We start from the raw sequence: 22,680 nt of genomic DNA, 5'->3' as shown, positions 1-22,680 counted from the left end.
CCGATTAGGACGGGGCCCGACGCGGTACACACGGCCGCGTCCGCCCGGTCCGGGGGCCTCCGGGTGATCCGGGGCTCCCAAAAGGTCGGGACTTCCCGGTTCATGGCCTCCCGGCGGTCCGGAAACGTCCCGGTCAGGGCTTCTCCGCCTGGAGCCGGGCCACATAGGCGGCGGCCTGCGACCGGCGCTCCATCCCCAGCTTGGAGAGCAGGCTGGAGACGTAGTTCTTGATCGTCTTCTCGGCGAGATGCAGCTCCTCGCCGATCGCGCGGTTGGTCATGCCCTCGCCGATCAGATTCAGGATCCTGCGCTCCTGGTCGGTGAGGCCGGCCAGCTTGTCGTCCTTCGGGCTGTTGCCCGTACGCAGCCGCTCCAGCACCCGCGCCGTCGCCTCCGGGTCGAGCAGCGACCGCCCCGCCGCCACGTCCCGTACCGCCGTCAGCAGCTCATTGCCGCGGATGGCCTTGAGCACATAGCCCGAGGCCCCGGCCATGATCGCGTCGAACAGCGCCTCGTCGTCGGCGAACGAGGTGAGCATCAGGCACTTGATCGACTCGTCCCGCGAGCGGATCTCCCGGCAGACCTCCACGCCGCTGCCGTCCGGCAGCCGGACATCCAGTACCGCCACATCGGGCCGGGCCGCTGGGATCCTGGCCGTCGCGTCGGCCGCCGTACCCGCTTCTCCCACGACCTCGATGTCATTCTCGACGGACAAAAGCTCAAAGACACCCCTGCGGACGACTTCATGGTCATCAACAAGAAATACAGTAATTTTTCCGTCCTTGTACACAGAATCCAGTCTCACACATTCACCCCTTCCCTGCCGTGGATCAGCGGGATAACGTGCCGTTGTTCCGGCGGCCCGCAGGGCTGTGACCAGTGGTTGTTAGAGATTTTGTCAATTTACTTGGAAATCCAAGCAAAATTGCAGGTCAGATGGGGTTTCGCAGGAGTGCCACCCACTGGGTAACGTGCCTATGACAGTGCGCTCGCCGGGGCACCTGTCACGTCTGTTCCAGTCGGGTCGCACCCACCCCCGTGCGCGCGACGGAAACAGGCGAGCCGCACTGGTTCCCGGCGGATCCCGGGGGCCGGACAGACGGAGGAGCACGCACGTGACCGTGGAGAGCACTGCCGCTCGCAAACCGCGACGCAGCAGCGGCACCAAGCGCGCAAGCGCCAAGAGTACGTCGCAGCCACAGAGTTCGAGTTCTGAGCCGCAGCTCGTACAACTGCTCAGCCCCGAGGGCGAGCGGGTCGAGCACCCGGACTACCGGATCGACCTGACCTCGGAGGAGCTGCGCGGGCTGTACCGGGACATGGTCCTGACCCGCCGCTTCGACGGCGAGGCCACGGCGCTCCAGCGCCAGGGCGAGCTGGGGCTGTGGGCCTCACTGCTGGGCCAGGAGGCCGCGCAGATCGGCTCGGGCCGCGCGCTGCGCGACGAGGACTATGTCTTCCCGACCTACCGCGAGCACGGCGTGGCCTGGTGCCGCGGCGTCGACCCGACGAATCTGCTGGGCATGTTCCGCGGTGTGAACCACGGAGGCTGGGACCCCAGCAGCAACAACTTCCACCTCTACACCATCGTCATCGGCTCCCAGACGCTGCACGCCACCGGCTACGCCATGGGCGTCGCCAAGGACGGCGCGGACATGGCCGTGATGGCCTACTTCGGGGACGGCGCCTCCAGCCAGGGTGATGTCGCCGAGTCGTTCACCTTCGCCGCGGTCTACAACGCGCCGGTGGTCTTCTTCTGCCAGAACAACCAGTGGGCGATCTCCGAGCCGACCGAGAAGCAGACCCGGGTGCCGCTCTACCAGCGCGCACAGGGCTACGGCTTCCCGGGCGTCCGGGTCGACGGCAACGACGTACTGGCCTGTCTCGCCGTGACCCGCTCCGCGCTGGAGCGGGCCCGCCGGGGCGAGGGCCCCATGCTGGTCGAGGCCTTCACGTACCGGATGGGTGCCCACACCACCTCCGACGACCCGACCAAGTACCGCGCGGACGAGGAGCGGGAGGCCTGGGAGGCCAAGGACCCGATCCTGCGGCTGCGCCGCTACCTGGAGCGGGAGGGCCATGCCGACGAGGCGTTCTTCACGGCTCTGGACGAGGAGAGCGAGACGCTCGGAAAGCGGGTACGAGAGGTAGTACGGGCCATGCCCGACCCGGACCCCATGGCGATCTTCGACCATGTCTACGCCGACGGGCACGCGCTCGTCGACGAGGAGCGCGCACAGTTCGCCGCGTACCAGGCATCGTTCGAGGACACCCAGAGCGGTTCCGCCGGGGAGGGCAAGTAGCCATGGCCGTACAGAAGCTCCCGATCGCCAAGGCGATCAACGAGTCGCTCCGCAAGGCGCTGGAGACCGACCCCAAGGTCCTGATCATGGGCGAGGACGTCGGCAAGCTCGGCGGCGTCTTCCGGGTCACGGACGGTCTGCAGAAGGACTTCGGCGAGGACCGCGTCATCGACACCCCGCTCGCCGAGTCGGGCATCATCGGCACGGCCATCGGTCTCGCGCTGCGCGGCTACCGGCCGGTGGCGGAGATCCAGTTCGACGGTTTCGTCTTCCCCGCCTACGACCAGATCGTCACGCAGCTCGCGAAGATGCACGCCCGCTCGCTGGGCAAGATCAAGCTGCCCGTCGTGATCCGTATCCCGTACGGCGGCGGCATCGGCGCGGTCGAGCACCACAGTGAGTCCCCCGAGGCGCTCTTCGCGCATGTCGCGGGGCTGAAGATCGTCTCGCCGTCCACGGCGTCGGACGCGTACTGGATGATGCAGCAGGCCATCCAGACCGACGACCCGGTGATCTTCTTCGAGCCGAAGCGGCGTTACTGGGACAAGAGCGAGGTCAACACCGAGGCCATCCCCGGCCCGCTGCACGGTGCGCGGGTCGCCAGGGAGGGCACGGACCTGACGCTCGCGGCGTACGGCCCGATGGTGAAGGTCTGTCTGGAGGCCGCCGCGGCGGCCGAGGAGGAGGGCAAGTCGCTGGAGGTCGTCGATCTCCGGTCGATGTCCCCGATCGACTTCGACACCATCCAGACGTCGGTGGAGAAGACGCGCCGGCTGGTCGTGGTCCACGAGGCGCCGGTCTTCTACGGCTCCGGCGCGGAGATCGCCGCCCGCCTCACGGAGCGGTGCTTCTACCACCTGGAGGCCCCGGTGCTGCGGGTCGGCGGCTACCACGCGCCGTATCCGCCGGCCAGGCTGGAGGACGAGTACCTCCCGGGCCTGGACAGGGTGCTCGACGCCGTCGACCGCTCGCTCGCGTACTGAGGAGTGCCGTGACCATGACTGCTGACACTTCCACCGCTTCCGGCACCTCGGCCCGCTACCGCGAGTTCAAGATGCCCGATGTGGGCGAGGGGCTCACCGAGGCCGAGATCCTCAAGTGGTACGTACAGCCGGGCGACTCCGTCACCGACGGCCAGGTGGTCTGCGAGGTCGAGACCGCGAAGGCGGCCGTCGAACTGCCCATCCCGTACGAAGGCGTGGTGCACGAGCTGCGCTTCGAGGAGGGCACGACGGTCGACGTCGGCGCGTCCATCATCACGGTGGACGTGGCACCGGGCAGCGGGGAGCCGGCGCCCGCCGCCTCCGCCCCCGCCGCCGCGGAGGCACCGGCCGAGCCCGCAGAACCTGTGGGGCGTACGCCGGTGCTCGTCGGATACGGGGTCGCCGAGGCGTCCACGAAGCGGCGCGCGCGCAAGGGCGCTCCGGGTACTTCGGTGCCGGAGCAGGCGACGGCCGCGGAGACCGCGACCGCCGCCATCCAGGCGGAGATGAACGGGCACGCGGGCGCGCCCCCGCTGTCCCGTCCGCTGGCCAAGCCTCCCGTGCGCAAGCTCGCCAAGGACCTCGGCGTGGACCTGGCGACGATCACGCCGACGGGTCCGGGCGGGATCATCACACGCGAGGACGTCCACGCGGCGACGGCTCCCGCCGCGGCCACCGAACCGGCGGCCGTGGCTCTCGCCCCGGCTCCCGGCCAGGCGCCGGCCGCCGAGCCGGCGACGACGGCGGCCCAGGCGGCCGGCGTGGCGGCCGGCCGGGAGACCCGTATCCCGATCAAGGGCGTACGGAAGGCCACGGCGGCGGCCATGGTCGGCAGCGCGTTCACCGCGCCGCATGTCACGGAGTTCATCACCGTCGACGTGACGCGCACGATGAAGCTGGTCGAGGAGCTGAAGTCCGACAAGGACATGGCGGGCCTGCGGGTCAACCCGCTGCTCCTCGTCGCCAAGGCGCTGCTGGTCGCGATCAAGCGCAACCCCGAGGTCAACGCGGCCTGGGACGAGGTGAATCAGGAGATCGTCCTCAAGCACTACGTGAACCTGGGCATCGCGGCGGCGACCCCGCGCGGTCTGATCGTCCCGAACATCAAGGACGCGCACGACAAGACGCTGCCCCAACTGGCCGGGGCGCTCGGGGAGCTGGTGTCCACGGCCCGCGAGGGCAGGACGACCCCGGCGGCCATGCAGGGCGGCACGGTGACCATCACCAACGTCGGCGTCTTCGGCGTCGACACCGGTACGCCGATCCTCAACCCGGGCGAGTCCGCGATTCTCGCGGTCGGCGCGATCAAGCCCCAGCCGTGGGTCCACAAGGGCAAGGTGAAGCCCCGCCAGGTCACCACGCTGGCGCTGTCGTTCGACCACCGGCTGGTCGACGGCGCACTGGGCTCCCAGGTCCTGGCGGACATCGCCGCGATCCTGGAGCAGCCGAAGCGCCTGATCACCTGGGCGTAACACCCTGGGGCCCCGGTGCCCCGACGACGGAGCCCCACGGCGCGCACACGGCCGTGGGGCTTCTCGGTGCTCCAGGTCCTGCGGGTCTTGCGCCGGACCCCTGAGTCAGCGCTTCGGCGAGACCGTAACCACCCAGTCGGAGTCCCGGAAATGAGTGGACACTCCAGTCCCCACCTGAGACTTGTTGGGCGGTCCGGAGCTGGGGAACAGTGAAGGAGCGACAGGACGCCCCAACCGCTCCTCCCACATGGTCGCCCACTTCTCAAGCTCCGGGAATGCCTCCCGAACCGCCGTCCGGTTGACGAAACTGTACTTCTGGTGAATGAAACCCTTTTGGATATCTTCATCGCTGAGCTTTCCCGCGTCCCTCATCTCATCCCATTTCTGCCGGGCCTTGGCCACCATCACATCGGACGAGATGTGAAAGTCGCCGTCGCTGGGTCCGACCGGCTTTCCGTTCTCACCGAGCGCCCCCAGTTTGTACAAGGATTCGAATGGACGGCGTGCCGGGCGCTCGCTCGGAGGTGTGGAGCCCATCCACTGCCGGAACCTTTCCAGCGCCAGAGGCTGCCCTGCCAGGTCCCGCTCGGTCGGGAAGTTCTTGTGGCGGCCCGAGAAGAAGAACGCCCATGACCCCTGGAGTCGCACGTCGTAGTCCTCGGGACGCTCACATGCGGAGCACAGGACCGTGAACAGGGACGAGGACATGTCCTTGAACTGCTTCGGAGTCGTCCCCAACGGTGCCTGGTAGTGGCGCCACCATTCGACCTGCTGCCGCGTCAGCCCGAGGAACGCCAGGTCCCGAGGCTGGATGCGGTATCCCGTGTCATCGCGTGGCCACGCCCGGACCCCCAGGCGCTGACTTCCCGGAACCCTGCCGTCGGCGTCGATGAGCCCCTTGGCCCGGGCTTCCTGGCGCCTCTTGGCAAAGCCCGGGTCCTCGTCGGCCGACGGACTCGTCCGGACGGTCTGCGCGGAGACGCTCGTGCCGACCGACCACGGGGTTACCGCGGCGGTCGGAGCAACCGAAGGACCCGACAGAACCAGGGCCGCGGCGGCGAGAACTCCCAGCCTTAGACGCTGTCTTGACACTCTTTACCTCCAGCAGGAACGTTCCCCATGGCCCGCGCTCCTCGCGGTCCGTGACTCAGAATTACGTATATCTCCGCACGCCACCGGAACAGCCACGCCGACAAAGGAGGAGTAAACATCGAACCCCGCCACGGCTCACCGCTCAACTGCCCGCATTCGTTTCCCAGTTCGACGCGGGAGATCGGGGCACGGCAGTTGTCGGTCACATGCGCGCCGGACACGCTGAATGGCAAAGGAAATTGGGGCGGGGAGGACGGGGCCGAATCGTGTCCGTACTCGGAAGGGTGCGCCACGATGCCCGGCGTCGAGGCCCACAAGTGCGCTGGGATCACAGCGCCCTTGTGGGCGGACAGGTCGTCCGGGAACGAAAGCGGATTCAGCGGCGCTGACCAGTCTCAGCGGAACGCGGCGACATTGCGGGCGGCCCAGTCGGCGAAGGGGCGCGGGGCGCGGCCGAGGACCCGCTGGACGTCCGGGCTGACGCGCAGCTCGGCCGGGTTCGGGGAGCCGAGGATGTCCAGAGTGTCGTCGGCAAGCTCCGCCGGCATGCTCTGGGTCATGGCGGTCCTGGCCTCGTCGCGGGTGAGCTCGTGAAACCTCACCGGCGAGCCCAGCGCGGTGGCGATGGCCTCCGCCTGCCGGCGCGGAGTGATCACCTCCGGGCCGGTCAGCTCGTAGACGCCGCCGGTGTGCCGGTCATCCAGCAGGCAGGCCGCCGCGACCGCGGCGATGTCCGCCGGGTCGATGACCGGCACGCCGATGTCGCCGAAGGGCGCGGCGACGACCTGTTGCGTGCGGATGGAATCGGCCCACCACAGGGCGTTGGAGGCGAAGCCGCCCGGCCGCAGGATGGCCCACTCCAGGCCGGACTCCCGCAGCGTGTCCTCCAGCGCGCGCATCGCGATCCGCGTGTGGCCGGAGGGCCTGGTCACCACGCCCAGCGTGGAGAGCAGGACGACCCGGCGGACCCCGCCGGCCGCGGCTTCGCCGATGATCTCGGCAGGGTTGGCTCCCGTGGCGTGCAGGTCGCCGGACAGCAGCAGGAACAGCGCCTTCGCCCCGGCCAGCGCGGGCTTGAGGCCGGCCGGCTCGGCCAGGTCGGCCACCACGTGGCGGACGCCGTCCGGCACCGCCGCCGTGTGCCGTGACACCGCCGTCACCTGTCGGCCCGCCTCGGCCAGTGCCTGCGTCAACGGCCGGCCGATATTCCCGGTAGCCCCGGTCACCACGATCATGATCAGTTCCTTTGTCAGATGTCCTCTGTGGCCGTCACGCTAGGAGCCTGGGCTAACTTTTGGTAAGGACATACCCCGAGGTAAGCTCATGACATGACGGAAGGTGTGCAGCGCAGACAGGCCGTGGCGGGGAAGCCGTATGACGTGTTTCACACCGACTGCCCCGCGCGCGACCTGGTCGACCACGTGACCAGCAGGTGGGGTATCTGGGTGCTGATCTCCTTGCGGAGCAACGACCTCCGGTTCTACGAGCTGCGCGAGAGCATCCAGGGCATCAGCGAGAAGATGCTCGCCCAGACCCTGCGCGCGCTGGTTCAGGACGGCCTGGTCTGGCGGGAGGTCGAGCCGACGACGCCGCCCCAGGTCACCTACGGGCTGACCGAGTTCGGCCGCGACATCGGCGAACCGCTGACGGAGCTGTTCGACCGGATCACACGGCGGCTGTCGCCGCACAGTGCGGGATAGCGTGGAAGCCGCTGGTGCCGACCTCGGGACGTGGGTGGCCTGCGCGGCAGTGGAGTGGGGCGGCCCGGCTCCGGAGCCGCGAAACTGAAGCCTGAGGGGCGGCCCCCACCCGCCATCACACGCACCGGATGAGCCCGACTACCCCTCGGTCGTCACCGTCTCCAGTGTCCGCGTGCGTGTCTGCGGGGCAGTTCGGAGGCGCGGAGCGTGATGTGGACCGGTTCGCGGTGGCAGTGACAGGTGTACGTGTAGGCCGCTTCGGCGGCTGTCAGGACCTGGTGCGGCTCGTGCTCCTGAGGGAACTCAGGTTCGGACGCCTCGTGTTGGGCTGGGGTCATGGACGCGCCGCTTTCCGTGTGCGGCGGGTCTGCCCGTACGTGGTGCGCATGGCGGTGGCGATGCCGCGGGCTGCTCTGGCGCAGAGCAGGGCGGTGCACTTCCACCAAGTTGGCGCCGCAGTGCGAGCGGTTGCGTACCGAAAGTAGCGGTCCGTATGGCGACGGACAATATCCTGGAGATAATTCTCCCCGTTGGCGTGATTGTGTCCGGTTGGACGACGGTTGCAGACTGTGCCTGGCATCAGGAGGTGACGTGCAGTGACGCAGCGGCGCGCGAGCACGGGAAATCGTGTATCGACCGTTCTGGCACGGCAGTTGGGGGGCCAGTTGTTGGCCTTCCGAGAGGCCGCCGGACTCAACCAGTCCCGCGCGGCTGAGGCTCTCAGCGCGCAGACGGCCAAGGTCGCCAAGATGGAGAGGGGCTGGGTGCCGTTTCGGGACCCCGACATCATCGCGCTTTGCAAGCTGTACGGCGTTGAAGACCCCGAAGTTGTGCACGGCCTACTGCGGTTGGCCAAGCTGGACCGCGATCGTCGCAAGGCGAAGGGCTGGTGGAGTGTTCTCGACCAGGGAAACTTGCGGGAGTACATCGCCATGGAAGACGTGGCACTCAAGGTGCGTCAGTGGCAGCTCTCGCTCATTCCGGGACTGTTCCAGACACCGGAATACACCCGCTCCATGGCTGTCCCTGAGACTTCACCGGACGAGATCGATCACATCGAACGCGTCGTGGAGGTTCGACGGAAGCGGCAAGCCCGTTTGTACGGTGACCGGCCACTACAGGTACACGCGGTCATCTGGGAAGCTGCGCTCCGTCAGACCATCGGCGGCGCCAGGGTGATGGGACAGCAGCTGGTGCATCTGCGCGAACTGACCGAACTGTGCAACGTGCGTATCCAGGTGCTGCCCTTTCGGGCGGGTGGCTACCCAGGCATGGGAGGTCCGTTCAACATTCTTTCGTTCGCCGAGGAGGGAGCGGTGGACGTGATTCACATGGACGGCCTCGGCTCCACGGCCTGGGTCGAAGGCGAGCAGGAGAGCGCTGCCTATGCACAGCTCTTCGGACGCCTCTGCGCGGCTAGTCTCTCGCCGTATGACTCTGTACAGCTCATTGAGGGCATCGGGAAGGAAATGAGTGAGTGACGGGTTCGACTTCGCGAAGTCCAGCTACAGCAACCAGACCGGCGAGTGCGTAGAGGTCGCCCTCAACCTCCCCCGCACCGTCGCCGTCCGTGACTCCAAGCATCAGGCCGGCCCGGTCGTCCGCGTCACCCCCGCCGCGTGGGACGCCTTCCGGGCCGGCCTGCGCGCGCCGTAGGACTCGCCGGAGTCCGCCGGATCAGTCGCGCTGCGCCCCCGCCGGGAGCTGTCGCAGCTTCATCGTCTTCGCCGTCGACGTCCCGAAGCCGTAGTCCAGCAGCGCCGCCGCGTCCGCGTACTGGTTGGTGCTGTTCAGGACGACGCCGACCACCGTCTTGTCGCCGCGCGTCGCCGCGAAGACCAGGCACAGGCCCGCCGGCGTGCTCGTGCCGGTCTTGATGCCGATGACGCCCGCGTAGGAGCCGAGCAGCTGGTTGGTGTTGTACCAGGTGTAGGTGCGCGTGCCGCCGTTCGCCGCCGGGGCGGTGCTCTTGTACGAGGTGGCCTTGACGATCGTGCGGAAGGTGGCGTTGTCCATCGCGTGCTGGGCGAGCTTCGCGAGGTCGCGCGGGGTGGTGGTGTCGGTCCCGATGCCGTCGAAGGAGGCGAACACGGTGTCGGCGAGGCCGAGTTCCGCCGCCTTCGCGTTCATCCGCGCGATGAACGACGCCGTCCGCGCCTCCCTGGTGGCGCCCGTGCCGTACGTGTCGGCCAGGGCGTACGCCGCGTCGGAGCCGGAGGGCAGCATCGTGGCGTACAGCAGCTGCCGGACGGTGAGCCGGTCGCCGGTGCGGAGGTCGGCGGTGCTCGTACCGTTCGCCGCCACGTAGTCGCGGTACGCCTGCTCGACCGTGACCTCGCGGTCGAGGTCGAGGTTCCTGGCGTCGAGTACGACGGCGGCGGTCATGATCTTCGTGGTGCTCGCCATCCGGCGGCCGGTGTCCGCGTCCTTCGCGAAGACCGTGGCGCCCGTCGCGTCGTCCACCAGGAGTGCGCCCTTGGCGGCGACGGTCGGAGCGGCGGCGGTCGGCGGTGTCACGGCCGACGCGGCGGAGGACGGAGCCGTGGCCGCCTGGGCCGGGGCGGCCAGAGTCGTGACCGTCAGCAGGGCGCCGGCGGTGAGGGCGATCAGGGCGGTGGCCTGCGCGGCGCGCCGGGCCCGGGGGGTGGGTGTCAAAGGAACGCTCCGGATCGATGGGGCAATCAGTGAGGCCGCTGTGAGCTTTCTGTGCACGGCGGCCATCTACGGAACGTCCTGGGAGGGCTGTTGGGTTGTACGCGGCGTACGAATCCGGCCTACGAATCCGGCCTACGAACACGGCGTACGAAACAAGGGCCGCGCCGGAGTCTCGTTCCCCGGCACGGCCCTCGCTCTCACCTGCTCCGGATCAGTCGCTCTGCGCGTCCGACGGGAGCGACCGCAGCTTCATCGTCTTCGCGGTCGACGAGCCGAAGCCGTAGTCGAGCAGCTTCGCCGCGTCCTTGTAGCGGTCGGAGCTGTTCAGGACGACGCCCACGAGGGTCTTGCTGCCGCGGGTGGCGGCGAAGACCAGGCAGGGGCCCGCGGCCGTGCCGGTGCCGGTCTTGATGCCGACGGCGCCGTTGTAGGAGCCGAGCAGCTGGTTCGTCTGGTACCAGGTGTAGGTGCGCTTGCCGCCGGTGCTGGTCGGGGCCGTGCTCTTGTACGAGGTGGCCTTCACCGTCGAGCGGAAGTTGGTGTACTTCATGGCGTACTGGGCGATCTTGGCGAGGTCGCGCGGGGTGGTGTAGTTCTGCCCGCCCTGCGAGATGCCGTCGAAGGAGTCGAACTTGGTGTTCTTGAGCTTGAGTTCGGTGGCCTTGGCGTTCATCTTGGCGATGAACGACTTGGTGCGGGCGGCGTTGGTGGAGCCGGTGCCGAAGGTGTCGGCGAGGGCGTAGGCCGCGTCGCAGCCGGAGGGCAGCATCGTGGCGTACAGCAGCTGCCGGACGGTGAGCTTGTCGCCGGTCCGCAGATCCGCGGTGCTCGCGCCTTCCTTGGCGACGTAGTCGCGGTAGGCCTGCTTGACGGTCACCTTGCGGTCGAGGTCGACGCCCTTGGTGCTGAGCACCACGGCGGCCGTCATGATCTTCGTGGTGCTCGCCATCTGGCGCCTGGTGTCGGCGGTCTTGCTGAAGACCGTCGCGCCGGTCGCTTGGTTGAGCAGGAACCCGCCCTTGGCGCTGACGGTCGGCGCGGCGGCCGCCTGAGCGGGTGAGGCCAGGGCCGAGACGGCCATGAGGGCACCGGCGGTGAGGGAGACCACGGCGGCTCTGCGCGCGCCCGGGAGGGTGGGTATCAAGAGAAACGCTCCGAATCCGCGAATGCGAGGGAAAACACCGAGTGGGACCGTGTGGGTAGAAGGTCCCCAGTGTTGGACGCGTGAGCGGATCCGAGGGATGCACGGGACGGGGGAGCGATTCCGTGGCTCACGTCACAGCGGTGGTCGGGCCGGGGTCCGGAAGCCTCGCGTCGTACGGGGGTGTCCGCATCCCGGACTGTGGATGCCGTTGCACCTCTGTTGTATCTAAGCTGTGTGCATGCCACCCGCCCCTGCCGCTGCCCCTGCCGCTGTCGTGAAGCAACCGCCCGCCGCGGACCGTGTGTACAGCCATATCAAAGAAGCCGTTCTCGACCGCCGTTACGAGGGCGGCACCCTGCTGACCGAAGGTGAGCTGGCCGAAGCCGTCGGGGTGTCTCGTACGCCCGTGCGGGAGGCGCTGCTCAAGCTGGAGGTCGAGGGGCTGATCAAGCTCTATCCGAAGAAGGGCGCCCTCGTGCTCGCCGTCTCCGCGCAGGAGATCGCGGATGTCGTCGAAACCCGGCTGCTGGTCGAGGAGTTCGCCGTGCGGAAGGCCGTACCGGCGTCCGCGCGGTTGATCGCGCGGCTGGAGGACGTGCTGGAGGAGCAGCGGCGGCTGGCCGAGGACGGGGATCTCGCCGCCGTCGCCGTCGCCGACCGGTGCTTCCACGCCGAGATCGTGCGCCACGCGGGCAATGAGATCCTCTCCAAGCTCTACGACCAGCTCAGGGACCGTCAGCTGCGGATGGGCGTCGCCGTGCTGGAGGCGCACCCCGACCGCATCGCCAAGAACATCACCGAGCACACCGAGATGCTCGACGCGATCAGAACCGGCGACGCGGACGGCGCGGCGCAGTGTCTGCGCCGGCATGTCAGCCGGGTCAAGGTGCTGGTCAGGGGTGAGGCCCGGTGAGTGCCGCCTCGGTCACCCTCCCCGGCGATCCACCCGGCGGGCGCCGTGCCACCTGGATATGGGGCATCGGCGTCGCCGTCTACTTCGTCGCCGTCATCTTCCGTACCAGCCTGGGCGTGGCCGGCCTCGACGCCGCCGACCGGTTCGGGGTCAACGCCTCGGCCCTGTCGACGTTCTCCATACTTCAGCTGCTCGTCTACGCGGGCATGCAGATACCCGTCGGCCTGATGGTCGACCGGCTCGGCACCAAGAAGGTGCTGACCATCGGCGTCGTGCTGTTCACCCTCGGGCAGCTCGGCTTCGCGCTCTCCCCCTCGTACGGCACCGCCCTCGTCTCCCGCGCGCTCCTCGGCTGCGGTGACGCGATGACCTTCATCAGCGTGCTGCGGCTCGGCACCCGCTGGTTCCCGGCCCGGCGCGGGCCGATGATCGCCCAGGTCGCCGCGCTCTTCGGGATGGCGGGCAACCTCGTCTCCACCCTCTTCATCTCCCGCACCCTGAACGGTCTCGGCTGGACCACGACCTTCGCGGGCAGCGCGCTCGCCGGGGTCCTCGTCCTCGTCCTGCTGCTGCTCTTCCTCAAGGACCACCCGGAGGGCCATGAGCCGCCGCCCGCCGAGCACGCGGGTGCCGTGTACGTACGGAAGCAGATCGCCGCGTCCTGGCGCGAACCCGGTACCCGGCTGGGGATGTGGGTGCACTTCACCACCCAGTTCCCGGCGATGTTCTTCCTGCTGCTGTGGGGGATGCCGTTCCTCGTCGAGGCGCAGGGGCTGTCCCGCGCCGTCGCGGGTGAACTGCTCACCCTGATCGTGCTTTCCAACATGGTCGTCGGGCTGGTCTACGGGCAGGTCATCGCCCGCCACCACGCGGCCAGGGCGCCGCTGGCCCTGGGGACCGTCGGGGCGTCGGCGCTGGCCTGGGCGGTGACGATCGCGTACCCCGGCGACCACGCCCCGATGTGGCTGCTGATCACGCTCTGCGCGGTCCTGGGCGCGTGCGGACCCGCGTCGATGATCGGCTTCGACTTCGCCAGGCCCGCGAACCCGCCGGAGCGTCAGGGCACGGCCTCCGGAATCGTCAACATGGGCGGTTTCACCGCCTCGATGACGACGCTGTTCGCGGTCGGCGTCCTGCTGGACGCGACCGGCGGCAACTACCGGATCGCGTTCTCGACCGTGTTCGTTCTCCAGGCGATCGGGGTCGTGCAGATCCTGCGGCTGCGGAACCGCACCGCGCGCCGGGAGCGCGAGCGGCTGGTGGCGAGCCGGGTGGAGGCCGTGCACGTACCGGCCTGACGCCCCTGCGCAGGGCCGCGGGTGCGGACGCGGACGCAGGCGCGGACCCGAGCGCGGACGCAGACGCGGGGCCGGGCGCAGACGCGGGGCCGGGCGCAGACGCGGGGCCGGGCCGGCCCCGGCCGGTGGGATGCGTTGCTCGTGGTCTCGCCGCCGCGCCCGGCCCTACGGCGTGACCGCGAACTCCCGCAGAATCGCCTCGGCCAGGTCCAGATCACCGTCGATCTTGACGCGGTCCGCCACCGCCGCGGGCCGCACCCGTCCGCACGCCAGCCGGAAGTACGTCTCCCAGTCCGTCGCGAGCGTCACCACGGGACCGAGCGAGGGGGACCCGTCCACCGAACCGCGTCCGTCGGCGTTCACCCGGACCGTACGGAGGAACTCCACCGGGCCGCTGACATCGATGACGACCGCAGAGTTCGGCGGCGCGCCCGCCTTCTTGGCGACGACCTTCGGCAGCGCGGCCAGCAGCGCGTCGCGGGTCACGATCGCGCCCGGTGAGTCCAGGTTGCCGGGCTTGTTCAGCGCGGTACGCAGATCCTGTTCGTGCACCCAGATGTCGAACGCCCGCGCGCGCATGGCGGCTTCGAGGGTCCACTCGGCGCCCAGCGGGGCGCGCACCATGGTGTCGGGGGAGCGGTTCTCGTTCCGCAGCTGCCGGTTGCGGCGGATGATCGTGTACTCCAGCTCGGAGGTCATCTCCGGCGCGGTGTGGTGGCGCCGTACGTCGACCTGCATCTCCATGTAACGGGTGTGGTCGTCCCGTACGTGGTAGAGGTCGCGCGGCAGCGAGTGGATGGGCCGCGGGTCCCCGAGCATCTCGCATTCCAGGCCGATGACATGCGAGACGATGTCTCGTACGGACCAACCGGGGCACGGTGTGCGGCGGTTCCATTCGCCCTCGACGAGCGGCTGCACCAGCTCGGCTATGGCTTCGATGGAGTGGGTCCAGGCATCGGCGTAGTTTTGAAGGCTGGGATGGACGGTCACGGGACCCCTCGGCGGTTCTGCGGTACGCGGGCTGGCTTGCTGGCGGGCGGGCTGCGGTCTGCGTGGGAGGTTTGGCAGCTAAGTTACGCTGCCCGGTGGCACCCCGGCAGTGCTTTCGTGTGACGATCGTAGGCCCGTGTTGACGGCTCGAATGCCAGGACGGTGGTACTGTGCGCGCCTCGCTGATCCAGATCGCAGTAGAACCGGATGAATCGGTCGACGCGCGCAGACGGCGCGCGGCGGCGCTGGTACGGGAGCAGCGCGGCGCCGATCTGGTGGTGCTTCCCGAGCTCTGGCCGGTCGGGGCCTTCGCGTACGAGTCCTTCGCCGACGAGGCGGAGTCGCCTGACGGGCCCACGTTCCAGGAGATGTCGGAGGCGGCGCGCGACGCGGGCGTCTGGCTGCACGCCGGATCCATCGTGGAACGAGCCGAGGACGGCCAGGCCCCGGACGGGACCCTCTACAACACCTCGCTCGTCCTCTCCCCCGCCGGTGAACTGGTGCGTACGTACCGCAAGATCCACCGCTTCGGCTTCGACAAGGGCGAGGCGACGCTGATGGGCGCGGGCGGCGAACTGGTCACCGTCCGGCTGCCGGAGACCACTCTCGGCCTCGCCACCTGCTACGACCTGCGCTTCCCCGAACTGTTCCGGGGGCTGGTCGCCGCGGGCGCCGAGACACTCGTCGTCCCGGCCGGCTGGCCCGCCCGCAGGCGCGCGCACTGGACGCTGCTCACCCGCGCACGCGCCGTGGAGAACCAGGCGTACGTCCTGGCCTGCGCGACCGCCGGTACGCACGCCGGGGTGGAGCAGTCCGGGCACAGCATCGTGGTGGACCCCTGGGGCGAGGTGCTCGCGGAGGCGGGCACGGACGAGGAGGTCCTCACCGTGGACCTCGACCCGGGGACGGTCGCGACGACCCGTGAACGCTTCCCCGCGCTGAAGGACCGCAGGCTGGGACTGGAGACGCCGAGCGTGACGCGGTAGGCCGGTGGCCGCTCGTGGCCGAGTGAGCTGCGGCCCCTCGGCCCCTCGGCCCCTCGGCCCCTCGGCCCCTCGGCCCCCGGCCCGTCGGCCCCTCGCTCCCCCGATCTCCTCAGATGTCCTCGTGTTCCTTCTCCGCCATCCTGATCACACACACGGCGACGGCGATCAGCAGCGCGTGGTCCGCGTCGTCCCGTACGACATTCACGCCGTACGTCTCCCGCATCCGCAGCCGGCGCCGCGAGACATGGGCCAGCAGTTCGCCGTCGTACTCGATCGCGAACTCCAGGTCCAGGATCCGCCCGCTCACATCCAGCTCGGTGCCCTCGGCCAGGGCGACCCGGTAGTGATTGCGCAGCAGCGAGAGCCGCTTTCTGCGGATCGTCGCCAGCGGCCGGTCGTCCCGCTCGATGATCATGGCGTCCCGCAGGCTGAGCAGCTTCTGGCGCAGCGTGATCAGCACCTCGCCGCTGGGCGCCTTCAGTTCCAGGGTGTCGCGCAGGCGCAGAGCCTTGCCGTCGACGCGGAAGGCCCGCCGGCCGTGCTCGTCCTCGATCCAGTAGTCGTCGCCGATCGCGAAGATCTTGTCGCGCACGAGATATCTCATGGAGGACGGGTACCCGAGGGAGCCGATACGGCGGTCGGCGGCGGCGCAGGTGCACGCATACGAGCGCGGGCGCACGCGTACGGCCGTGTGCGAGGTGCGGCGCGCGCGGTTGTGGGGTGCCGCTCCGCCGAGTGCCCCCGGCCCGCGCCCCGCACACGTGGGCGTCGGCCTCACACGCGGCCCGACGGGAGCCCTGACGGCCGGGGCGTTTTCGGTGGTGGCACCCTTGTTTCATGACCGATGCGACCCCCGTTCCCGCCTCACCCCCGTCCCGCCGCGCCCGTGTCCGTGCCCCCGAGCTGATCGGCAAGGGCGGCTGGCTCAATACGGGCGAGATGTCGTACACCCTCGCCGACCTGCGCGGACGCATCGTCATTCTCGATTTTTGGACGTTCTGCTGCATCAACTGTCTGCATGTCCTCGATGAGCTGAGGGAGCTGGAGGAGAAGCACCGGGACACGGTCGTGATCATCGGTGTCCACTCCCCGAAGTTCGTGCACGAGGCCGAGCACCAGTCCGTCGTCGACGCCGTCGAGCGGTACGAGGTGCACCACCCGGTGCTGGACGACCCCGAGCTGGCGACCTGGAAGCAGTACGCCGTACGCGCCTGGCCGACGCTGGTCGTCATCGATCCCGAGGGCTATGTCGTGGCCCAGCACGCGGGTGAGGGGCATGCGCACGCCATCGCGAAGCTGGTGGAGGAGCTGGAGACCGAGCACGCCGCCAAGGGAACGCTGCGGCGCGGGGACGGTCCGTACGTACCGCCGGAGCCGGTCGCGACCGATCTGCGCTTCCCCGGGAAGGCGCTGGTGCTGCCCGGCGGGCACTTCCTCGTCTCGGACTCCACCCGGCATCAGCTGGTCGAGCTGGACGCGGACGGCGAGACGGTCGTCCGCCGGATCGGCACCGGCGTGCGCGGCTTCGGCCCGGACTCCTTCAGCGAACCGCAGGGGCTCGCGCTGCTGCCGGACGGCAAGGTGATCGTCGCGGACACCGTGAACCACGCGCTGCGGACGTACGACCCGGCGAGCGGCGCGATCGAGACCGTCGCGGGGACCGGCAGGCAGTGGTGGCAGGGCTCACCGACCGAGGGGCCCGCCCTGGAGGTGGATCTCTCCTCGCCGTGGGACGTCGCCTGGTGGGCGGACCGGGTCTGGATCGCGATGGCCGGGGTCCACCAGCTGTGGACGTACGACCCGGCCACCGGAACGGTCGGGGTCGCGGCCGGCACCACCAATGAGGGGCTGGTGGACGGGCCCGCCGCCGAGGCGTGGTTCGCCCAGCCGTCCGGGCTGGCGGCGGCCGGGGACCGGCTGTGGATCGCCGACTCGGAGACCAGCGCCCTGCGCTACGTGGAGCGCGCGGGCGAGGGCGACGGCGAGGGCGACGGCGGCGGATTCGTGATCCGTACGGCCGTCGGCGCCGGGCTCTTCGACTTCGGTCACCGCGACGGCGCCGCCGGACAGGCCCTGCTCCAGCACCCGCTGGGCGTCACCGCGCTGCCGGACGGCTCGGTCGCCGTCTCGGACACGTACAACCACGCGCTGCGCCGCTACGACCCGGCGACCGGTGAAGTGACCACGCTGGCAACGGATCTGCGCGAGCCGAGCGACGCCGTGCTCGTCGGCGAGGACATCGTCGTCGTCGAATCCGCGCGGCACCGGCTGACCCGGCTGCGGCTGCCCGACGAGGCGGTCAATGTCGAGGCCGTCGCCCATCGCACCCAGCGGGCGGCCACCGAGGTCGCCCCCGGTGCGCTCAGGCTGGACGTCGTCTTCACCGCGCCGACGGGCCAGAAGCTCGACACGCGCTACGGCCCCTCGACCCGGCTGCTGGTCTCCGCCACCCCGCCCGAACTGCTGGCGGAGGGCGGCGGCGCCGGTACGGACCTCCACCGCGAACTGGTGCTGGCCGACGGTGTCACCGAGGGCGTGCTGCACGTGTCCGCGATGGCCGCCTCCTGCGACGACGACCCGGCGAACGAGTACCCGGCCTGCCATGTCCATCAGCAGGACTGGGGCGTGCCCGTCCGGGTCGACGGCACGGGAACGTCCCGGCTCACACTCGTCCTGGCCGGCCTGGACGCGTAAGCCACCTCGGCGCGTAGGCCGGCAGCGCGTGGTCCGGCGGGTCAGAAGCCCCGGCCCCGGTCGTCCCGTTCCACCACGGTCGGGGCGACCGGCGGGACGATGGCCCGCCGACGGCGGGCGATGCTGGTGAAGGTGGCGATCCCGATGATGCCGACCACCATCATGATCAGACCGACCAGGTCGAGATTGACGCTCTCCATCTCCCAGTCGGTCGCGAACGTGAGGATCGCTCCCACCGCGATAAGTGCGATGCATCCGCCTATGCCCATGAATCCCGCCTCCTCGTGTGAGTGGTGGCTGTCAGGGCCACGGGAATTCGCGTACCCCGGTCCGTAACAGCCATGCGGGCGGTGGGAGTCCGGCCCGGGGCGCGCTCAGCCCTCCAGGAACGCCACCAGCGCGTTCGCCAGCAGATACGGGTCGTCCGCGCCGCACAGCTCGCGCGCGCTGTGCATCGACAGGATCGCCACGCCGATGTCGACGGTCTGGATGCCGTGTCTCGCGGCGGTGATCGGGCCGATCGTCGTGCCGCACGGCATCGAGTTGTTGGAGACGAACGACTGCCAGGGCACGCCCGCCCTCTCGCAGGCGGCGGCGAACACGGCCCGGCCGCTGCCGTCCGTCGCGTACCGCATATTGACGTTGACCTTGAGGATGGGGCCGCCGTTGGCGCGCGGGTGGTGCGTCGGGTCGTGGCGGTCGCTGTAGTTCGGGTGCACGGCGTGGCCGGTGTCGGACGACAGGCAGACCGTGCCGGCGAAGGCCCGCGCCCGGTCCTCGTACGTACCGCCGCGGGCGAGCACCGAGCGTTCGAGGACCGTGCCGAGCAGCGGCCCGTCCGCGCCGGTGTCCGACTGCGAGCCGTTCTCCTCGTGGTCGAAGGCGGCGAGCACCGGGATGTACGGGAGCGGCTCGGCGGCGCCGGACGTGGCGACCGCGGCCAGCGCCGCCGTACCCGCGTGCACCGACAGCAGGTTGTCCATCCGGGGCCCGGCCAGCAGCTCGCGGTCGCGGCCGAGGTAGGAGGGCGGCTCGATCGCGTGCGGCATCAGGTCCCAGCCGGTGATGTCCGCGGCGTCGATCCCCGCCTCCTGCGCGACGAAGCGGATCAGATCGCCTTCCCGGGGATCCCCGAGGCCCCAGATCGGCTGCATGTGCCGCTGCCGGTCCAGCTTCAGGCCGTCGGTGTTGACGGAGCGGTCCAGGTGCACGGCCAGCTGCGGGACGCGGAGCAGGGCGCGGTCGATATTGATCAGCCGGTGCGTGCCGTCGCGCAGGGAGATGCGGCCCGCGAGGCCCAGATCGCGGTCGAGCCAGGTGTTGAGCAGCGTTCCGCCGTAGATCTCGACGGCGATCTGGCGCCAGCCGAACGAGCCGGTGTCCGGCAGGGGCTTCACCCGCAGGTTCGGCGAGTCCGTATGGGCGCCGACGATACGGAAGGGGGTGTGCGGCTCCGCGCCCTCCGGTACGAACCAGGCGATGATCGCACCGCCGCGCAGCACGAACCGCCCGCCCGCCGATCCGTCCCAGGCGTCCGTCTCGCGCAGCTGCCGGAAGCCCGCCTTCTCCAGCCGCTCCGCGGCGTTGGCCACCGCGTGATACGGCGTAGGACTGGCCGTCAAGAAGGAGATGAGGTCGTCGGTGTGGCCGCGGTCGAAGCGGGTGGAAGTGCTCATGGGGTTCACCATAACGACGGGCCCCGACACCGGGCCCGCCACCGGTTGGAACGGCACAGAACTGGGCGGGACAAGCTCCGCACATGGGGAGAACAGGCACGAGAAGCGGGCGGGCGGAGGGGGAGAACGGGCGGGGAGGGGGTGGGCAAAGGGACAGGACGGCGGGACGTCCCGCGAGGAACGTCCCGCGAGGAACAGACGGCAGGACACCTCCCGGAGAGAGGTGTCCTGCCTGCGGAGGTGTCCTGCCGTCTGAGCCCGGAGGCGCCAGGTCGGCTCGGGTCGGGTCAGAAGGCCGCTTCGTCCAGCTCCATCAGCGAGCCGTCGACGGACTCGGCGAGTGCGCGCTGCGTCGAGACGTCCGGCAGGACGTTCGCGGCGAAGAACTTCGCCGCCGCGATCTTGCCCTGGTAGAACGCCACGTCCTTCGCGGCGGCCGTCTCCAGCTTCTCGGCGGCCACGGCCGCGCCGCGCAGCAGCAGATAGCCGACGACCACATCGCCCGAGGCCATCAGCAGCCGCGTCGTGTTCAGCCCGACCTTGTAGATGTTCTTGACGTCCTCGCCGGTGGAGGTCAGGTCGGTCAGCATCCGGCCGACGATCGCCTCCAGGTCGGCGGCGGCCTTGGCGAGCGCCTCACGGGCCGGGGCCAGTTCCGTACCGCCGGTGCCGACGGCCAGGAACGTCTTGATCTCCTCGGCCAGCGTGTTCAGCGACTGGCCCTGGTCGCGGACGATCTTCCGGAAGAAGAAGTCCTGGCCCTGGATCGCGGTCGTGCCCTCGTAGAGGGTGTCGATCTTGGCGTCCCGGATGTACTGCTCGACCGGGTACTCCTGGAGATAGCCGGAGCCGCCGAAGGTCTGGAGGGACTGCGCGAGCTGCTCGTACGACCGCTCCGAGCCGTAGCCCTTCACTATCGGCAGCAGCAGATCGTTCAGCCCGTGCAGCGCCTTCGCGTTCTCGCCCTCGGCCTCCTTGACGGCGATCTCGTCCTGGACGGAGGCGGTGTACATGACGAGGGCGCGCATGCCCTCGGCGTACGCCTTCTGCGTCATCAGCGAGCGGCGCACATCGGGGTGGTGCGTGATGGTGACCTTGGGCGCGGCCTTGTCCATGAACTGCGCCAGATCGGGGCCCTGGACACGCTCCTTGGCGTACTCCAGCGCGTTCAGATAGCCGGTGGAGAGCGTGGCGATGGCCTTCGTGCCGACCATCATCCGGGCGAACTCGATGATGCGGAACATCTGGCGGATGCCCTCGTGCTTGTCACCGATCAGCCAGCCCTTGGCGGGGTGGCGGTCGCCGAAGGTCATCTCGCAGGTGTTGGAGGCCTTGAGGCCCATCTTGTGCTCGACGTTCGTCGCGTAGACGCCGTTGCGCTCGCCCAGCTCGCCGGTCTCCCAGTCGAACTCGTACTTCGGTACGAGGAAGAGCGACAGGCCCTTGGTGCCGGCGCCGGCGCCCTCGGGGCGGGCGAGGACGTAGTGAAGGATGTTCTCCGACATGTCGTGCTCACCGGAGGTGATGAAGCGCTTCACGCCCTCGATGTGCCAGCTGCCGTCCTCCTGCTCGACGGCCTTGGTACGGCCCGCGCCGACGTCGGAGCCGGCGTCCGGCTCGGTGAGGACCATCGTGGAGCCCCACTGCTTCTCGACGGCGAGCGCGGCGACCTTCTTCTGCGCCTCGTTGCCCTCCTCGAAGAGGACGCCGGCGAAGGCGGGGCCCGACGCGTACATCCACACGGCGGGGTTCGCGCCGAGGAGCAGCTCCGCGTACGCCCAGATCAGGGAGCGCGGCGAGGTCGTGCCGCCGATCTCCTCCGGCAGGCCCAGACGCCAGTACTCGGAGTCCATGTACGCCTGGTAGCTCTTCTTGAAGGCGGCCGGGACCGGAGCGGTGCTGGTCTCCGGGTCGAAGACCGGCGGGTTGCGGTCGGCGTCCGCGAACGACTCCGCGAGATCGTTCTCCGCGAGGCGCGTGACCTCTTCGAGGATGCTCTTGGCGGTCTCCACGTCCATCTCCGCGAACGGTCCGGAGCCGTACAGCTTGTCGCGTCCGAGGACCTCGAAGAGGTTGAACTCGATGTCGCGCAGATTCGACTTGTAGTGCCCCATGGCGACGACTCCGTAAGGATCGGGGAGGCGGGTTCCTCATACACGTACCAGTAAGTAGCTACGATGATGCTACCCATGGGTAATAAGGCGCAACCCCGTCCGGGAGACTGTGACGAGGTCGACGAGGCTCCCCCGGGCACCATTCCTCAGTACTCTTGCGCTCATGTACGGCTACGACCAGAACCCGGGCGCTCAGCAGCAGTACACGCACCCGCCTCAGCAGCCGCAGCAGCAGCCGATGGGCGGCCCCGGCGCGGGTGGATACGGCGAACAGCCGCTGTATCCGGAGCCCTCGCCGCCGTCGCTCGGGGACGCCGTGCGGGCGTTCACGACGGGGTCGTTGTCGGCCGAGGACTTCCAGCAGATCTTCGCGACGTCGAAGGTCTACTGCCCGCGGGGTGACAACCCCGGGTTCCTGGCGCTGCACAACACGCAGCAGCCGGTGATCCCCATGTTCAGCACGCTCAAGGAGCTGCGGCGGTACGCGGGCAAGGAGTCGAAGTACTTCGTGATCACCGGCGCCGAGGTGATCGATCTGCTGCCCACGGGATACGGCTTCGTACTGGACATGGAGGGCGACCACCGGATGGTGTTCGACGCGAAGGCGGTCGAACAGATGGTGGACTTCGCGATGCGCCGTATGTACGGCTAGGTCCTGTC

Annotated in this window: 21 protein-coding genes; 11 read left to right on the top strand and 10 right to left on the bottom strand. The window is 69.4% G+C overall.

What is annotated here, in order from left to right:
- Positions 1 to 133 precede the first annotated feature (133 nt).
- Positions 134 to 790 carry a response regulator transcription factor gene (locus CU044_RS35720; RefSeq protein WP_129772913.1) on the bottom strand — a complete coding sequence of 219 codons (657 nt, stop codon included), beginning with the start codon at positions 788 to 790 and terminating at the stop codon, positions 134 to 136.
- Between the two features lie 325 nt (positions 791 to 1,115).
- On the opposite strand from CU044_RS35720, the gene pdhA reads away from it, so the two are divergent.
- Genes pdhA through CU044_RS35705 form a run of 3 tightly spaced genes read left to right on the top strand, consistent with a single transcriptional unit; the run spans position 1,116 to position 4,758 of the window.
- Entirely contained in the window at positions 1,116 to 2,303 is a 1,188-nt protein-coding gene (gene pdhA / locus CU044_RS35715) for a pyruvate dehydrogenase (acetyl-transferring) E1 component subunit alpha (protein ID WP_129772912.1), read from the top strand.
- Between the two features lie 2 nt (positions 2,304 to 2,305).
- On the top strand, positions 2,306 to 3,286 hold the full coding sequence (locus CU044_RS35710; RefSeq protein ID WP_129772911.1) for an alpha-ketoacid dehydrogenase subunit beta: 981 nt from the start codon (positions 2,306 to 2,308) through the stop codon (positions 3,284 to 3,286).
- A gap of 14 nt (positions 3,287 to 3,300) precedes the next feature.
- Positions 3,301 to 4,758 carry a dihydrolipoamide acetyltransferase family protein gene (locus tag CU044_RS35705; protein ID WP_129772910.1) on the top strand — a complete coding sequence of 486 codons (1,458 nt, stop codon included), beginning with the start codon at positions 3,301 to 3,303 and terminating at the stop codon, positions 4,756 to 4,758.
- A gap of 105 nt (positions 4,759 to 4,863) precedes the next feature.
- On the opposite strand, the gene CU044_RS35700 is transcribed toward CU044_RS35705, so the two are convergent.
- Complete coding sequence (locus tag CU044_RS35700) at positions 4,864 to 5,850, bottom strand: hypothetical protein (protein ID WP_129772909.1); 987 nt, start codon at positions 5,848 to 5,850, stop codon at positions 4,864 to 4,866.
- A 395-nt stretch (positions 5,851 to 6,245) separates the two neighbouring features.
- Positions 6,246 to 7,085, bottom strand: a complete 840-nt coding sequence (locus tag CU044_RS35695) for an NAD(P)H-binding protein (RefSeq protein WP_129772908.1) — start codon at positions 7,083 to 7,085, stop codon at positions 6,246 to 6,248.
- A 93-nt stretch (positions 7,086 to 7,178) separates the two neighbouring features.
- Here CU044_RS35695 and CU044_RS35690 point away from each other — a divergent pair, with 93 nt between their 5' ends.
- The 3 genes from CU044_RS35690 (at position 7,179) to CU044_RS35680 (ending at position 9,206) form a co-directional block, all read left to right on the top strand.
- Entirely contained in the window at positions 7,179 to 7,550 is a 372-nt protein-coding gene (locus tag CU044_RS35690; protein WP_129772907.1) for a helix-turn-helix domain-containing protein, read from the top strand.
- A 596-nt stretch (positions 7,551 to 8,146) separates the two neighbouring features.
- Positions 8,147 to 9,031: a helix-turn-helix transcriptional regulator gene (locus tag CU044_RS35685; protein ID WP_240046035.1), complete on the top strand. Its 885-nt coding sequence runs from the start codon at positions 8,147 to 8,149 to the stop codon at positions 9,029 to 9,031.
- The gene (locus CU044_RS35680) at positions 9,024 to 9,206 is read left to right on the top strand and encodes a DUF397 domain-containing protein (protein WP_129772906.1); all 183 of its coding nucleotides are present in this window, start codon (positions 9,024 to 9,026) and stop codon (positions 9,204 to 9,206) included. The genes CU044_RS35685 and CU044_RS35680 overlap by 8 nt, the downstream gene beginning before the upstream one ends.
- Positions 9,207 to 9,227: 21 nt before the next feature.
- Here CU044_RS35680 and CU044_RS35675 read toward each other — a convergent pair whose 3' ends face one another.
- Both CU044_RS35675 and CU044_RS35670 read right to left on the bottom strand, forming a co-directional pair.
- Positions 9,228 to 10,205, bottom strand: a complete 978-nt coding sequence (locus CU044_RS35675) for a serine hydrolase (protein ID WP_240046034.1) — start codon at positions 10,203 to 10,205, stop codon at positions 9,228 to 9,230.
- 211 nt (positions 10,206 to 10,416) lie between these two features.
- Positions 10,417 to 11,349 carry a serine hydrolase gene (locus tag CU044_RS35670; protein ID WP_240046033.1) on the bottom strand — a complete coding sequence of 311 codons (933 nt, stop codon included), beginning with the start codon at positions 11,347 to 11,349 and terminating at the stop codon, positions 10,417 to 10,419.
- Positions 11,350 to 11,587: 238 nt separating this feature from the next.
- Here CU044_RS35670 and CU044_RS35665 point away from each other — a divergent pair, with 238 nt between their 5' ends.
- Positions 11,588 to 12,262, top strand: a complete 675-nt coding sequence (locus tag CU044_RS35665; protein ID WP_129772904.1) for a GntR family transcriptional regulator — start codon at positions 11,588 to 11,590, stop codon at positions 12,260 to 12,262.
- The gene (locus CU044_RS35660) at positions 12,259 to 13,560 is read left to right on the top strand and encodes an MFS transporter (RefSeq protein WP_129772903.1); all 1,302 of its coding nucleotides are present in this window, start codon (positions 12,259 to 12,261) and stop codon (positions 13,558 to 13,560) included. Before CU044_RS35665 ends, CU044_RS35660 begins: the two co-directional genes overlap by 4 nt.
- 165 nt (positions 13,561 to 13,725) lie before the next feature.
- On the opposite strand, the gene CU044_RS35650 is transcribed toward CU044_RS35660, so the two are convergent.
- On the bottom strand, positions 13,726 to 14,550 hold the full coding sequence (locus CU044_RS35650; RefSeq protein ID WP_129772902.1) for a maleylpyruvate isomerase family mycothiol-dependent enzyme: 825 nt from the start codon (positions 14,548 to 14,550) through the stop codon (positions 13,726 to 13,728).
- Between the two features lie 170 nt (positions 14,551 to 14,720).
- On the opposite strand from CU044_RS35650, the gene CU044_RS35645 reads away from it, so the two are divergent.
- On the top strand, positions 14,721 to 15,536 hold the full coding sequence (locus CU044_RS35645; RefSeq protein ID WP_129772901.1) for a carbon-nitrogen family hydrolase: 816 nt from the start codon (positions 14,721 to 14,723) through the stop codon (positions 15,534 to 15,536).
- A 109-nt stretch (positions 15,537 to 15,645) separates the two neighbouring features.
- Here CU044_RS35645 and CU044_RS35640 read toward each other — a convergent pair whose 3' ends face one another.
- Positions 15,646 to 16,140 carry an LURP-one-related family protein gene (locus CU044_RS35640; RefSeq protein ID WP_129772900.1) on the bottom strand — a complete coding sequence of 165 codons (495 nt, stop codon included), beginning with the start codon at positions 16,138 to 16,140 and terminating at the stop codon, positions 15,646 to 15,648.
- Positions 16,141 to 16,373: 233 nt separating this feature from the next.
- Here CU044_RS35640 and CU044_RS35635 point away from each other — a divergent pair, with 233 nt between their 5' ends.
- Positions 16,374 to 18,230: an NHL domain-containing thioredoxin family protein gene (locus CU044_RS35635; RefSeq protein WP_129772899.1), complete on the top strand. Its 1,857-nt coding sequence runs from the start codon at positions 16,374 to 16,376 to the stop codon at positions 18,228 to 18,230.
- A gap of 41 nt (positions 18,231 to 18,271) precedes the next feature.
- On the opposite strand, the gene CU044_RS35630 is transcribed toward CU044_RS35635, so the two are convergent.
- From CU044_RS35630 to CU044_RS35620, 3 genes are all read right to left on the bottom strand, one after another.
- The gene (locus CU044_RS35630) at positions 18,272 to 18,499 is read right to left on the bottom strand and encodes a DUF6458 family protein (RefSeq protein WP_129772898.1); all 228 of its coding nucleotides are present in this window, start codon (positions 18,497 to 18,499) and stop codon (positions 18,272 to 18,274) included.
- 105 nt (positions 18,500 to 18,604) lie between these two features.
- Entirely contained in the window at positions 18,605 to 19,906 is a 1,302-nt protein-coding gene (locus CU044_RS35625; protein WP_129772897.1) for a M18 family aminopeptidase, read from the bottom strand.
- A gap of 287 nt (positions 19,907 to 20,193) precedes the next feature.
- The gene (locus tag CU044_RS35620) at positions 20,194 to 22,020 is read right to left on the bottom strand and encodes an acyl-CoA dehydrogenase (RefSeq protein ID WP_129772896.1); all 1,827 of its coding nucleotides are present in this window, start codon (positions 22,018 to 22,020) and stop codon (positions 20,194 to 20,196) included.
- A 163-nt stretch (positions 22,021 to 22,183) separates the two neighbouring features.
- On the opposite strand from CU044_RS35620, the gene CU044_RS35615 reads away from it, so the two are divergent.
- Complete coding sequence (locus CU044_RS35615) at positions 22,184 to 22,672, top strand: SseB family protein (protein ID WP_129772895.1); 489 nt, start codon at positions 22,184 to 22,186, stop codon at positions 22,670 to 22,672.
- Positions 22,673 to 22,680: the final 8 nt, after the last annotated feature.

Origin of the sequence: Streptomyces sp. L-9-10 (genome assembly GCF_004151105.1) — a bacterium.
Lineage (GTDB): Bacteria > Actinomycetota > Actinomycetes > Streptomycetales > Streptomycetaceae > Streptomyces.
This window is presented reverse-complemented; position numbering and strand designations above follow the sequence as displayed.

Bases quoted from the DNA above. Each gene is read 5' to 3' on its own strand.
- CU044_RS35665 (WP_129772904.1), top strand. From the start codon at position 11,588: ATGCCACCCGCCCCTGCCGCTGCCCCTGCCGCTGTCGTGAAGCAACCG.
- CU044_RS35640 (WP_129772900.1), bottom strand. From the start codon at position 16,140: ATGAGATATCTCGTGCGCGACAAGATCTTCGCGATCGGCGACGACTAC.
- CU044_RS35630 (WP_129772898.1), bottom strand. From the start codon at position 18,499: ATGGGCATAGGCGGATGCATCGCACTTATCGCGGTGGGAGCGATCCTC.
- CU044_RS35695 (WP_129772908.1), bottom strand. From the start codon at position 7,085: ATGATCGTGGTGACCGGGGCTACCGGGAATATCGGCCGGCCGTTGACG.
- CU044_RS35615 (WP_129772895.1), top strand. From the start codon at position 22,184: ATGTACGGCTACGACCAGAACCCGGGCGCTCAGCAGCAGTACACGCAC.
- CU044_RS35635 (WP_129772899.1), top strand. From the start codon at position 16,374: ATGACCGATGCGACCCCCGTTCCCGCCTCACCCCCGTCCCGCCGCGCC.
- CU044_RS35710 (WP_129772911.1), top strand. From the start codon at position 2,306: ATGGCCGTACAGAAGCTCCCGATCGCCAAGGCGATCAACGAGTCGCTC.
- CU044_RS35690 (WP_129772907.1), top strand. From the start codon at position 7,179: ATGACGGAAGGTGTGCAGCGCAGACAGGCCGTGGCGGGGAAGCCGTAT.
- CU044_RS35620 (WP_129772896.1), bottom strand. From the start codon at position 22,020: ATGGGGCACTACAAGTCGAATCTGCGCGACATCGAGTTCAACCTCTTC.
- CU044_RS35705 (WP_129772910.1), top strand. From the start codon at position 3,301: ATGACTGCTGACACTTCCACCGCTTCCGGCACCTCGGCCCGCTACCGC.
- CU044_RS35625 (WP_129772897.1), bottom strand. From the start codon at position 19,906: ATGAGCACTTCCACCCGCTTCGACCGCGGCCACACCGACGACCTCATC.